This window comes from Ignavibacteriota bacterium (assembly GCA_016708125.1).
Classification (GTDB): Bacteria; Bacteroidota; Ignavibacteria; order Ignavibacteriales; family Melioribacteraceae.
Genome location: JADJGF010000001.1, coordinates 14,205 through 27,638 on the forward strand (window position 1 = coordinate 14,205; position 13,434 = coordinate 27,638).

The 13,434-nt window shown below is 27.0% G+C and carries 14 protein-coding genes; 2 read left to right on the forward strand and 12 right to left on the reverse strand.

Translation table 11 applies throughout. The features are described 5' to 3' along the window. Positions 1 to 236 precede the first annotated feature (236 nt). The 8 genes from IPH62_00110 to IPH62_00145 form a co-directional block, all read right to left on the reverse strand. Positions 237 to 1,742 carry a hypothetical protein gene (locus IPH62_00110; protein ID MBK7103675.1) on the reverse strand — a complete coding sequence of 502 codons (1,506 nt, stop codon included), beginning with the start codon at positions 1,740 to 1,742 and terminating at the stop codon, positions 237 to 239. A 317-nt stretch (positions 1,743 to 2,059) separates the two neighbouring features. Next, on the reverse strand, positions 2,060 to 2,959 hold the full coding sequence (locus IPH62_00115; protein MBK7103676.1) for a T9SS type A sorting domain-containing protein: 900 nt from the start codon (positions 2,957 to 2,959) through the stop codon (positions 2,060 to 2,062). A 248-nt stretch (positions 2,960 to 3,207) separates the two neighbouring features. Further along, positions 3,208 to 3,678 (reverse strand): DUF4279 domain-containing protein, encoded by a 471-nt coding sequence (locus IPH62_00120; protein MBK7103677.1) that lies wholly within the window; start codon positions 3,676 to 3,678, stop codon positions 3,208 to 3,210. Positions 3,679 to 3,929: 251 nt separating this feature from the next. After that, a complete protein-coding gene (locus IPH62_00125; GenBank protein MBK7103678.1) occupies positions 3,930 to 4,451 on the reverse strand; it encodes a hypothetical protein in 522 nt (173 codons plus the stop codon). A gap of 308 nt (positions 4,452 to 4,759) precedes the next feature. Next, a complete protein-coding gene (locus IPH62_00130; GenBank protein MBK7103679.1) occupies positions 4,760 to 5,119 on the reverse strand; it encodes a hypothetical protein in 360 nt (119 codons plus the stop codon). Between the two features lie 249 nt (positions 5,120 to 5,368). After that, positions 5,369 to 5,788: a hypothetical protein gene (locus IPH62_00135; GenBank protein MBK7103680.1), complete on the reverse strand. Its 420-nt coding sequence runs from the start codon at positions 5,786 to 5,788 to the stop codon at positions 5,369 to 5,371. Positions 5,789 to 6,034: 246 nt separating this feature from the next. Continuing rightward, positions 6,035 to 6,187 (reverse strand): hypothetical protein, encoded by a 153-nt coding sequence (locus tag IPH62_00140; protein ID MBK7103681.1) that lies wholly within the window; start codon positions 6,185 to 6,187, stop codon positions 6,035 to 6,037. A gap of 13 nt (positions 6,188 to 6,200) precedes the next feature. Beyond that, complete coding sequence (locus IPH62_00145; GenBank protein MBK7103682.1) at positions 6,201 to 6,758, reverse strand: hypothetical protein; 558 nt, start codon at positions 6,756 to 6,758, stop codon at positions 6,201 to 6,203. Positions 6,759 to 7,675: 917 nt separating this feature from the next. On the opposite strand from IPH62_00145, the gene IPH62_00150 reads away from it, so the two are divergent. Continuing rightward, the gene (locus IPH62_00150; GenBank protein ID MBK7103683.1) at positions 7,676 to 7,846 is read left to right on the forward strand and encodes a hypothetical protein; all 171 of its coding nucleotides are present in this window, start codon (positions 7,676 to 7,678) and stop codon (positions 7,844 to 7,846) included. Positions 7,847 to 8,846: 1,000 nt separating this feature from the next. Here the strand turns inward: IPH62_00150 and IPH62_00155 are convergent. The 4 genes from IPH62_00155 to IPH62_00170 all read right to left on the reverse strand — a co-directional run bounded on the left by IPH62_00155 (position 8,847) and on the right by IPH62_00170 (position 12,051). Then, on the reverse strand, positions 8,847 to 9,116 hold the full coding sequence (locus IPH62_00155) for a hypothetical protein (GenBank protein ID MBK7103684.1): 270 nt from the start codon (positions 9,114 to 9,116) through the stop codon (positions 8,847 to 8,849). Beyond that, positions 9,094 to 9,267: a hypothetical protein gene (locus IPH62_00160; protein MBK7103685.1), complete on the reverse strand. Its 174-nt coding sequence runs from the start codon at positions 9,265 to 9,267 to the stop codon at positions 9,094 to 9,096. Before IPH62_00160 ends, IPH62_00155 begins: the two co-directional genes overlap by 23 nt. An 813-nt stretch (positions 9,268 to 10,080) precedes the next feature. After that, positions 10,081 to 10,770: a hypothetical protein gene (locus IPH62_00165; GenBank protein ID MBK7103686.1), complete on the reverse strand. Its 690-nt coding sequence runs from the start codon at positions 10,768 to 10,770 to the stop codon at positions 10,081 to 10,083. 279 nt (positions 10,771 to 11,049) lie between these two features. Beyond that, a complete protein-coding gene (locus IPH62_00170; GenBank protein ID MBK7103687.1) occupies positions 11,050 to 12,051 on the reverse strand; it encodes a hypothetical protein in 1,002 nt (333 codons plus the stop codon). A 1,007-nt stretch (positions 12,052 to 13,058) separates the two neighbouring features. Between IPH62_00170 and IPH62_00175 the strand changes: the two genes are divergently transcribed. After that, complete coding sequence (locus tag IPH62_00175; GenBank protein ID MBK7103688.1) at positions 13,059 to 13,241, forward strand: hypothetical protein; 183 nt, start codon at positions 13,059 to 13,061, stop codon at positions 13,239 to 13,241. Positions 13,242 to 13,434: the final 193 nt, after the last annotated feature.

A 13,434-nucleotide genomic window follows, 5' to 3' on the forward strand; every position in this document is an offset into this window, starting at 1 on the left:
CCCGCCCAAAACACAATATTATTTAATAACGATTGGTAAATTTACCAAAGCAATGTTTAATTTTTCTTGCAAACATTGCGTCACACTTTTTCCTTTAATTGCACTTCACTTTAACAAAAAACTTAAATTAAACTTTCAAACTTATTGTTTACAAACCAAACCCGAATTGAGCGAAGCGGTCGGGTTGATTTGCTTGTTATAACACATACTTATAAACTAGGAGGAAAGATTTTGTTTTAATATTCACGTACTTCTATTAATTTTATGTAACCGGAAAATGCACCTATGCCAGCACAAATTACAGCACTAAGAATAATTGTTATAAACCAAGTGCCGACATCCATAGAGAATGTGCTTATGGTACAACCTCTGAAAAATCCAACAACAAAACCAATTGCTCCACCCAAAAACATTCCAGTCGAAGCATTGTCTTTAATAAAAATATTTTTAAGCTCCTCTTTAAGTGCTTCTAAATCATTTGCACTTTTATTCTCGTTATTTATTAAATCAATTATTTTTATAGGTCGATTTATTATTGTATTTCTTATATTCGTTCCTCCGATTGAATAATTTGGATATGGAATTTGATAATCCTTGTCCAACAAATCTAAAGCATACATACCAGCTAAATAGTTATTCTTATTAATTTGATGACCAATAATATCTAAAACCTCTTTTGCTTTGCTATTTGTGCTTATAATAGATTGACATTTTTGATATCGGTTTTGAGCGGTTAAGATAGTTCCCTCCTTGAAATTTTTAAGAAGTTTAAGAACCAAATGTTTAGAAGTAAGGTCTCTATCCGAGAGAGTTTTAACAGAATAATAGCGATCTTTTTTTATAACGGTTTCTAACACTTTTACGCATTCTTCAATTTGATCATTAGCTGCAAGGTATTTTGCTTGTTCAAATCCAGCTTCAATAAAATCGGGAATCAGCACATATGCTTTTTCAGAATATTTTATTGCATCAGTTAATTTTTGTTGCAAGTAACAAGTTCGACTTGCATAAAGATAAGCTTCTGCTGTTGCTGACTTAAAATAATCTTGTGATGACTGTATAGAATTATATCCAGAAGGGGATAAATTATTTGATGTAGTTGTCCCACCAACATTAGCTTCAGCAAATGCTTCTCTTGCCGATTTTAAAAAATATTCCTCAGATAAAGGAATATTCATATGTTTCTCTGAAAAAAGAAAAATTTGTCCAATCCTATTTAATGTAATAAAATCTTTACGTTCAATTCTTTCTGCTTCCTTAAAACTCTCGATTGCATCGTCGTAAAAAGAACTACTAATACCTTCAATAATTGCATTTTTGAAATACTTTAAACCTTGCTCAATATGATAGACTCGCTGCTTTTGGCTATCTGGTATTCTAAGAAGTTGTGCAATATTGCCTAACAATTGATTTGTGAGACGCTGTTCTTCAATTAGCATCGAAAGTTTCCAATCTAGCATTGAAGACATAGCACTAATTTCACTTCTTAATTCACCTAACTCATATTTGATATCATTAAGATGAGAACTGATCAGCCCAAACCCATCTTCAAGATTTCCACATACTTTTTGTATGACATCTTTCTGTTCAGCAGAAGCTGATTGAATTGTCAATTGAAGTTCTTGTTTGTTTTTTGAAATAATCCCATCAATATCTTTGATATAAGATTGAGTTTGTAGGTGTTTTGTCCACTGTGAATAAATATTATCAGTTGAAAAACTATCATAATAAAATGTAGCCATTTTCATTCCCCTTGTATTGGTGAACAGTATTGAAAATACTTATACTCAATTCATTATATATTTTAATGGTGTTATAACGGCGGCGCAAATAACCCGTCCGCCCTAAACAACTATTTTATTTAATAACGAATGGTAAGTTTTACAAAGCAGTTTTTAATTTTTCTTTAGCAAAAACTGCGACTCACTTTTATAAATTGTACTTCATTTTAACAAAAAACTAAAACTTGCCTGCTGCAAGCAGGTTTACTTTCAAACTTTTGATTTACAAATTCCCGCCAAATTAGCGAAGCGGTCGGGTTGATTTGCTGGTTAGGCAACTATTTTAATAGTAACATTTTCCTAATTAAAGTTACATCCTCATTTTGAACTACATAATAATATATTCCACTTGAATATTGAATTCCATTGAATTCGACTTCATAAAAGCCGGGATTTTTATAGTCATCAATTAATGTTTCAATAATTTCCCCGAGTGGATTATATATTTTTAATTTAACATTCTGTCCTTTTCTAAGAGTAAAACTTATTGTTGTATTAGGATTAAATGGATTTGGATAATTTTGGTTCAATATAAAATTATTTGATATAGTTTTTTCTAATTCCACTGAAACTAATTCTCCATATTCATTCCCACTTATTTTTGCATATACCAAGCCGTATTCATACTTTTCCATTTGAGTAGCATCTCCATAATAGGTGTATGTAAGTCCTAAACCTTGTGAGATTTCCCATCCATAATAATCATAACTTGAAACCCAATATGGAATATAGCGTTTTGTTAGTCTCTCATTTCCAAGAATATTTTTTGTTGTTAAGTCAACTAATCTGAAGTAATGTGTAGAGTCATCTATATTTGCTAATAAACTATCAACTACATATTCATCATCTGTTGTACTTTTACCATAAACTATTCCACTGGTTGAATCTATCCTTAAGTACTTTGTTTTTAAATGGTCTAGAACATAATAGTTGTTCATATTCTCAAACTTTTTTTGAAAATATCTTTTCCCATTTTCTAAAACTGTGTCTCCAACAATTTCAATACTTGCATATCCAACATGCTCATAATTAGAACCGGCTAAGTGAGACTTAGTTAGACTATATTTCCAATAATCCCCAATATGTAAAGGATAATATAATATGGCTTCATTAAGTTCATTATTTTGAGGAAAAATAATGTTCAAATTTAGAAATATTAGAATGATTATTTTTTTCATAAAGTTGCCTAACGGCGTGGCAAATAACCCGTCCGCCCAAATCCGTCAGCTGACGGAACAATTTTATTAAATAACAATTGGTAAATTTTAAAGAGCAGTTTTTATTTTGCTTTTAACAAAAACTGCGACACACTTTTCTAAATTGTACTTCACTTTAACAAAAAACTAAAATTTACTTTCAAACTTTTGATTTACAAACCAAACCGGAATTGAGCGAAGCGGTCGGGTTGATTTGTTTGTTATGTGTTTTATTTAATATTTCTGAATTCAAAATAATTTGAATATTCCAATAACTCTTTTAGTAATTCAGATTCAGCACCTAAACCAAAATATTTTTCATTTATTTTAAGATAAACGAAAATAGATATTTGAGTATTCTCTGAATCTTGTAATAATTGCTTAATTTCATCTTTAACTTTCCTAATTCTTTTTAGTAAATAAAAAGCATGATTTTCGAAGCGTTGAACTTTAATTTTATTTTCAGTGGAATAAACCCAAAGTGTAAACTGACGAATCTTTTTTACTTTTTTTACTTTTTTAGATTCTTCATCTAATTCTTTTCCAAAATAAATTTCACCTTTATTAAAATATCTAAGGGGTTTTAATTTTAATATTTTAGAAAGTTCATTCTTTTTATAAGTATTTGAATGTATACCATATTCAATATGAATTTCATTATAATCATAAAAGCTAAATTCTTGCAATAATTTTGTTTTCATAAGATTCTCTTTTTAAAACACATAACGGCGTGGCAAATAACCCGTCCGCCCAAAACAACAATTTTACTAAATAACGATTAATTAAATTTTTTAAGCAAAGTTTAAATTGCCTTTATCAAACTTTGCGACTAACTTTTCATAATTGCACTTCACTATAACAAATATCTAAAATTTACTTCCCAACAATTTATTTACAACCAAAACAGAACTGAGCGAAGCGGTCGGGTTGATTTGTTTGTTATAATGCATTTTTATTTTTTAAGTTTTTTCGCAATTACCAATAAAATTCTTGAATCAAATCTTACATCGTATTTTTTATTAGTTCCTCCACTTGATATAATAAATGATTTTTCTATTTTGTTTATTGTATAGTCTAAGATTGTTGGTGTATTTAACCCTATTGATGAGAACATAGGTAAAAATGATCCGAGATATATTCTTTCTCCTTTTGCAACCAAAATGAATGGTATACCAAAAACTTTAGAAAATACTCTTGTTGAATCTTTGCCAAGATAATTTGAAAGATTATTTCTAAGAAAAACTTTATGATTTTCAAAATCATACAATACTATATCATCATATGTCAAAATTGGTTCTGATCTCAATTCTAGCTTATTGATTGATATGTTTTCAACATCATTTGTTCGTAATGAATCTTCTTTCAGTAAATAAATTGCAAATCTTTCATCAAATTCTGGAGAAACTGAATTACTACAAGAAAAAGAAATAATTATTATAAATTGAGCAATCAATATTTTCAATATTATTTTCATATTTATCTCTTATTTGCATTATAACGGCGGGGCAAATAACACGCCGCCCATAATTACAATTTTACAAAATAACGAATTTTTATTTTTACAAAACAATGTTTAACTTTTTGCCACAAACATTGTTTTTTAATTTGCTGAATTGCACAAACTTTAACAAAAAACTTAAATTAAACTTCCAAACTAATTTTTTACAAAATTCCGCCGAACAAAAACGGCGGTCGTGTTGATTTGTTTGTTATGCGTTTATTAATTTATTTTTTTATTAAGTTTTTTCAATTTTTCAAGATTTGTATCTGATGCTGAAATCCTTATAAGTTTAACCCAAGAAAAATAACTGCATCAAAACCACCACTTTTAATTTTTTCTGCTTCATTTAAAATTACTAATTGGTCATACGACAAATTATCATACTGCCTATCTAATCTATCTTTAATGCTATCAAAATAGTCCCTTTTAGTAATTAGATGTTGTCCTTCAGTTCCAGTAAAAAATCCTATTTTTTTATTTGTAAAATCAAAAGATTTCCGTTCCTTTTGAAAGGAATTATTAAAATAATCAGATTCATATTTTGTTAATACTAAATTACTATCTAATCCAAGAAGATTAAAATCTTGAGAATAAGTTTTATTATAAATAAGTAATAAAAGAATGATAAAATATATTTTCATAATGTCACCTAAAATTGACGCATAACGGCGGCGCAAATAACCCGTCCGCCCAAAACAACAATTTTATTTAATAACGATTGGTAAAATTACCAAAGCAGTTTTTAATTTGCCTTTGGCAAAAACTGCGACTCACTTTTCAGAATTGTACTTCACTTTTACAAAAAACTAAAATTTACTTTCTAACTTTTATTTTGTACAAAACCCAAACGAGCGAAGCGGTCGGGTTGATTTGTTGGTTATGTGTAATTTTTAATATTTCATTTTGGAAATAATAATTTTATTGTTCTCTACTTTAACAATTGGTTTCTTTGTTATAAATAATTTATTTGTAAAATAAATAGATGTAATTATTATTAATATTGTTGGAAAGAAAATTAAAATAATTGTTTGCTTTGGAATTTGATTTAGTAATGGATCTAATAATATTTTTATCAAAACATACGAAAAATATATTGCTGCGATTGGTAAAATAAAAAGTAATATTTTTCTTATAATTTGTTGTGAATTAGTTAAAGATATTTTTTCAATTTCATTGTTAACTTTTATCAATATTTCATTCATTTCAATTTGATTATCATTTTCAACAATAAATTGTTCATTCGATTTAAAAAGATTTATGAGATTTTTATTCCAATTTACAGAAGAAGTTTTTAATAAAACATCACTCATAATTTCTCCATTTTATTACACATAACGGCGTTGCAAATAACCCGCCGCCCAACACTACAATTTTATTTAATAACGATTGATAAATTTACCAGAGCAATGTTTAATTTTTCCATAACAAACATTGCGACTTAACTTTCTGAATATTGTTCCCTTTAAACAAAAAACTTAAATAAAACTTTCGAACTTTCTATTTACAAATTCCGCCGAACAAAAACGGCGGTCAAGTTGATTTGCTTGTTAGGCAGATTATTTTCTTAATTTATCATCATTATCACTTTTCTCAAGAATATCATTCTCAGGTTGAATGTCCCAATCATCATTTGATATTTCTTCAGTGTCATCATTTTCATTAACTTCTTCGTCATCTGAACTATTGTTAAATTTTATTTCTTCAGTCATATCAAACCTCTTTTTATTTTAAATAAATTATTATTGAATATAAAACTAAATTTGCTAAAACTAAAAACAGTGAAATTTTTAACCAAATCGAAATTAATTTTACCTTTTTTGATTTTTGAATATTTATTTCTCTAACATTTTCTTCAGAATCTGATAACGAATTAATTATATAAATAATTAATTTTCTTTGACTTTGCTTTTCAGTTTTTTCAATATTTCTTAAATAATTTTTAACTTTATTAATTTTTGAAGGGTCAACTACTTTTTTTATTGAAAGAGCACTTAATGAAAAATAAAACGAAGTCGAAATTGCAATTAGTAATAATAAAATTAAAAGAAGCCAAATAATATAATGACAATTTAATTCTTTAATTGATTGGAAAAATTCAGATGTTAGACTTTGATAAACAAATCCAGAAATAACTGTAAATAAAATTCCAATAAAAGTAGTTAATCTTGAACTTTTAGAATCTAAACTTTCAAAAAAATTATGTTGAATATGATACTTTTGCCAAGAATAATCTAAAAGTATTTTAAGTTCATCAATATTTTCTGAGTATGTTTTATTCATAGTTTTATAAAGCTGCCTAACGACGTGGCAAATAACCCGTCCGCCAAAAACAACAATTTTATTTAAAAACGAATTTTATAATTACCAAAGCAAAGTTTAACTTTTCTTTAGCAAACTTTGCGACTAAACTTTTTGAATTGAACTTCACTTTAACAAAAAACTAAAATTTACTTTCCAAATTTCTGTTTACAAACCAAACCCAAACTGAGCGAAGCGGTCGGGTTGATTTGCGTGTTATACACTTTTATACAAATTTTTTGTTTTAACTTTTTTGATAATTTATTTAACAGAATTTTCTTAAATCATTTTGAAAACATTTATTTATCGAAATATTTAAACAGCTCTAAATTTTAAATACATTTTTTGTATAGAAAAACCAAAACAGCAATTTTACGTTTTGAAAAATGTAAAACTTAGAAAAATGTTAAACAAAAATTATTAAAAGAACGAAAACTAATTTTAAGAAATTTTTTACGAATTTATATTTTTACGAAAAACCAAAATATGATTTTACAAAAGTTTGAAAACTTAAAACTTTACAAAACTTTTAAGATAATTTTAAATAATTTTTAAACCGTGTATAACGGCGCACGCTGCTAAGCAGATTGGCTGCTTAATTCTGCTTGAGCAGTTGGTTATCTGACAGGCGATGCCGTCAGATAGATTCTAAACTGCTGTACGATTAGCCAAAGTATCAAAAATTTGAATGCGTAGAGACGTTAATTATTTAGCATCATATAAATTTTACAAAATATATTATTTAAGTGGAAACAAAATAGTGGATATTAAAAAACTTTCAACAAATCAATTTAGGCAAAAAGCATTTAAATTTTATAGCAGCGTGCGCCGTTATCCACAGGCTCAGACACGGTCAGCTTTATGCCTAAGCATTATTAAAAAACCATAGGAGCAAAGCAATGGACTACTTAATATTATTAGCTATAATTGGGTTGTACTATTTAATAATCAAAAATTCTAAGAAAAATATTTTAATAACCACGAAAATGACAATGGGACAAAGGGAAAATTTTATTCGTGGTTTTGAAAATTATATTTCAAATAATCCAAAAATTGATGGTAATCATTAATTAACTCATTATAGATGGAGTTTTCTTCTTTATCCTCCAATTTAGAGATAATCTTAGATTGGACTTTAAGGACAAACTCAGTGTTAGCTATGATAAAATTTCCTAATTCAGTCATATTGAAATGGATTTCTTGTTTCATATTATTCCTCAAAATATAAGAGACATTGCTTTGCTTAGCCAATGCGTAACGATAACGGCAGAGGCTGTGGATAACGGCGTGGCAAATAACCCGTCCGCCCGAAACAACAATTTTACTAAATAACGAATTTGTAATTTTACAAAACAATGTTTAACTTTTTTCAAAAACATTGTTTTTAAACTTTCTGAATTGCACTTCACTTTAACAAAAAACTATAATTTATTTTTAAACTTTTTGTTTACAAACCAAACCGGAATTGACCGAAGCGGTCGGGTTGATTTGCGTGTTATACACTTTTATATAAATTTTTTGTTTTAACTTTTTTTAGAAATTTTATTTAACAGATTTTTCTTAAATCATTTTGAAAACATTTATTTATTGAAATATTTTAACAGTTCTAAATTTTAAATACATTTTTTGAATTGAAATACATGAACAGCAATTTTACGTTTTGAAAAATGTAAAACTTAGAAAAATGTTTAACAAAAATAATTAAAAGAACGAAAAACTAAATTTTGGAAAAATTAACTTTTTGAAAACTTTACAACAAAATTAAAATTCGATTTTACAAAAGTTTGAAAACAAAAATTTTTACAAAACCTAAAAGACAATTTTAAATAGTTTTTAAACCGTGTATAACGGCGGGGCAAATAACACGCCGCCCATAATTACAATTTTACAAAATAACGAATTTTTATTTTTACAAAACAATGTTTAACTTTTTGCCACAAACATTGTTTTTTAATTTGCTGAATTGCACAAACTTTAACAAAAAACTTAAATTAAACTTCCAAACTAATTTTTTACAAAATTCCGCCGAACAAAAACGGCGGTCGTGTTGATTTGTTTGTTATGCGTTTATTAATTTATTTTTTTATTAAGTTTTTTCAATTTTTCAAGATTTGTATCTGATGCTGAAATCCTTATAAGTTTAACCCAAGAAAAAATAACTGCATCAAAACCACCACTTTTAATTTTTTCTGCTTCATTTAAAATTACTAATTGGTCATACGACAAATTATCATACTGCCTATCTAATCTATCTTTAATGCTATCAAAATAGTCCCTTTTAGTAATTAGATGTTGTCCTTCAGTTCCAGTAAAAATCCTATTTTTTATTTGTAAAATCAAAAGATTTCCGTTCCTTTTGAAAGGAATTATTAAAATAATCAGATTCATATTTTGTTAATACTAAATTACTATCTAATCCAAGAAGATTAAAATCTTGAGAATAAGTTTTATTATAAATAAGTAATAAAAGAATGATAAAATATATTTTCATAATGTCACCTAAAATTGACGCATAACGACGTGGCAAATAACCCGTCCGCCAAAAACAACAATTTTATTTAAAAACGAATTTTATAATTACCAAAGCAAAGTTTAACTTTTCTTTAGCAAACTTTGCGACTAAACTTTTTGAATTGAACTTCACTTTAACAAAAAACTAAAATTTACTTTCCAAATTTCTGTTTACAAACCAAACCCAAACTGAGCGAAGCGGTCGGGTTGATTTGCGTGTTATACACTTTTATACAAATTTTTTGTTTTAACTTTTTTGATAATTTATTTAACAGAATTTTCTTAAATCATTTTGAAAACATTTATTTATCGAAATATTTAAACAGCTCTAAATTTTAAATACATTTTTTGTATAGAAAAACCAAAACAGCAATTTTACGTTTTGAAAAATGTAAAACTTAGAAAAATGTTAAACAAAAATTATTAAAAGAACGAAAACTAATTTTAAGAAATTTTTTACGAATTTATATTTTTACGAAAAACCAAAATATGATTTTACAAAAGTTTGAAAACTTAAAACTTTACAAAACTTTTAAGATAATTTTAAATAATTTTTAAACCGTGTATAACGGCGTTGCGCCTAACCCGCCGCCCATAACAAGGAAGCAGAGCTAAAACGAAATGCCAATGATTAAACAAACTGCACTTAACTTGCATCAGCAAGTGCAGTTTGTAAGTTAATTAATTAGAACGAACACTTAGAACAACAAACTATAACTAAAACACAATTTCAAAAATCACAAAATCGCCGAACTAAAACGGCGGTCGGGTTGAGGCGCTGGTTATAGTACCTTTAAGAAGAAACGATTTTATCTGATTTTTCTTTTGAACTTTTTTTTATTTCTTCCATTTCTTTTTTAAGTAACAGCAGTTCTGCATCATATTTTTTATGGAATGATTTATCATAACCTTTATAATTTTTTTTGAATATTTTTCTAAAAAAGGAAGCCTCTTTTTTTAAGAGAACTCTACAACGAGCAATTATGAATTCTGTTCTTTCCATCGAGTCAACACAAAATTTTCTAAAAAGTTTAAGACTTTCTGCAAATCGTAACATATTTTCGTTATAATTCTCTGGGGTTATCTGGCCAGTTAAGCGTGCCATTTTCATTGATTCGTGGAAATGGTTGATATTAGTAACATCATTATTATGTCTATCTACTAAGATAATGTAAGAGAAATATTCATTAATAAAATCATCACTTTGCAAATCTAGGATGATATCTTTATCAATCGATATTTTATCCAGTCGATTTGCTGAAAAAGGATTTTGTGACTTTTCGTTTGCTAATTTAATGACACCTAAAATCTGATCTATATTATAAAGTGTATCGTATAATGAATTATAATTTTCATTGCCAAATAATTGAATTTTACCTAAAGCTCTTATGTTTGATTTTTTCTTTTCTTTCTTGGCTTTTACTCTTTCTGCTAATCGAATAAATAAATAGGCAAATAATGCTCCAGCAAATGGTGCAATCAATAACTTTATTACTTCGTATGTGTTGTCGTGATTATGCATATTTAGGTACTATAACGGCGTGGCAAATAACCCGTCCGCCGAAAACAACAATTTTATTAAATAACGAATGGTTTATTTTAAAGAGCAGTTTTTAATTTTGTCAACAAAAAAACTGCGACTAACTCTACAAAATTGTACTAAACTTTAACTAAAAACTTAAATTAACTTCCCAACTTTTTGTTTACAAACCAAACCAGAATTGAGCGAAGCGGTCGGGTTGATTTGCTGGTTATACACCTTTTAATTACTAAAATAATTTTTCAAATCCTCATTCCACACAAAAAACGATGATGCGACATTACTCCATTTTTCGACATCAACTTCAGAATCAACCTGGAAAACCTTAACTCGTTTACCAATTTTTCCAACGTCTTTTACGTGACAATTTATTCTTTTTTCAATCTCAGACTTATTATAAATTCTTATTGCACCATCAAAATGTTCAATTTTATTAGTTTCTTTATTAAAAATTGTATGAAAATATCTGCTTGCACGACAATCATAAAAATTAGTTTTGGGAACTTCTTCAAAAATAATATGTACTTCATTTTCTTTTGGAATCCACACAGCATCTGTAAATTGTGTTTGAGAAAAATCATAACGATCATCCATCCATCTAACATGGGTTATCTCTTTTAAAGAATTAAATGAATTTAACTCTGGAGGTTTTCCATAAATGAACATTCTATAGTTCATTTGACTAAAGCTATCTTTATCAAAAACCAAAAACGGATCCAATCTGACTTTTACCTCACATGTTTTACTCAAAGTAAATAAATGCCCTGCACACCAATACATAGAATTTGGAACGGGTAATGTTAAAAGAATTTGAAATACTTTTTTACTTGATTTAAGAATTTCATGCATTTTTGAAATTGAGATTAATTTATTATCGTCAATTTCAACTTCTCTAAACTCTGACAAATCATAAGGCGGAGTGGGATTACTATCATCATTCAACAGAAAATCTAAACGAAATCTTCCAACCTCTTTATCTAAATTTAATTTTGCGTAAGAGATTTTTGCATTATCACTCCAACTTAATAGTTTCATTTGTTTCCCAAATAATTTGTATTCTTTATTTGAAAGAATTTCATTTATTTCGGTATCACCAATATTTTCTAAATAGTAATCTAAGTTTTCTTTTTGTGGATGGTTATTGTGAAATACTATATCATTAATTTCAAAAAACAATGGTTTATCAATTGATGCTAAATATTTTATTAACTCAATATTTGACATATTTTTACTGGTGTATAACGGCGTGGCAAATAACCCGACGCCAATAACTACAATTTTAATAAATAACGAATGGTTTATTTTAAAGAGCAGTTTTTAATTTTGTTTTACAAAAAACTGCGACTTACTTTTCTGAATTGTACTTCATTTTAACAAATAATTTTAATGAACTTTCAAACTTTTTATTTACAAACCAAACCGGAATTGAGCGAAGCGGTCGGGTTGATTTGCGTGTTATACACTTTTATACAAATTTTTTGTTTTAACTTTTTTAGAAATTTTATTTAACAGATTTTTCTTAAATCCTTTGAAAAAATTTATTTATTGGAAATTTTAACAGCTCTAAATTTTAAATACATTTTTTGAATAGAAAAACTGGACTGCAATTTTACATTTTAGAAAAACTAAAACTTTGATAAATGTTTAAAAAAATTAATAAAAAGAACGGGAACTAATTTTTAGAAATATTTTACGAATTTAATTTTTTGCGAAAAACCAAAATATGATTTTACGAAAGTTTGAAAACTTAATATTTTATATAACTTTAGAGATAAAGTTAAATAATTTTTAAACCGTGTATAACGGCGGCGCAAATAACTTGCCGCCCATAATTTAAATTTTATTAAATAACGATTTTATAATTACCAGAGCAAAGTTTAATTTTTCTTTAGCAAACTTTGCGACTCACTTTTCTGAATTGAACTTCACTTTAACAAAAAACTTTAGTAAACCTTTCGAACTTTCTTTTTACAATATTCCGCCAAACCAGAACGGCGGTCAAGTTGATTTGCTGGTTAGGTGTACTATATAATATTATCACAGAAAACATAATTATCTGTGTGCTATATTTTCAAAACGTAATAAATGCAAATAGCGGGCATAAGAAATAGAATAGTAAGACCATAATATTTCCATACAAGGGTTCATCATTTTTATATTTTTTAAATAGAGTAGGATAATTGTTTTTGATAATGAAATTTCTGTAATTGAGATAATAAATGGAAACGAATATGATAGAAACAATTATTTTTAAAACAATTTCATTGATAATGTCAACTTTAAGATTTAATTCATTAGTTAGAATGATTATAAGTAATATTAAATATAAAGATATGATAAATGTTACAAGCGACATTGCTTTAAATTCTACTTCAAAATCTCCAATTTTCTTCATTGTTGAACAAGTTTTATAAAAAAGATAATTATAATAATTGTGCATAATTTTTAGCCAATTGATTTTATAATTTTATGAATATAATTTGCAAATCTATTTAATATTTGAATACACCTAACGGCGTGGCAAATAACCCGTCCGCCCAAATCCGTCAGCTGACGGAACAATTTTATTAAATAACAATTGGTAAATTTTAAAGAGCAGTTTTTATT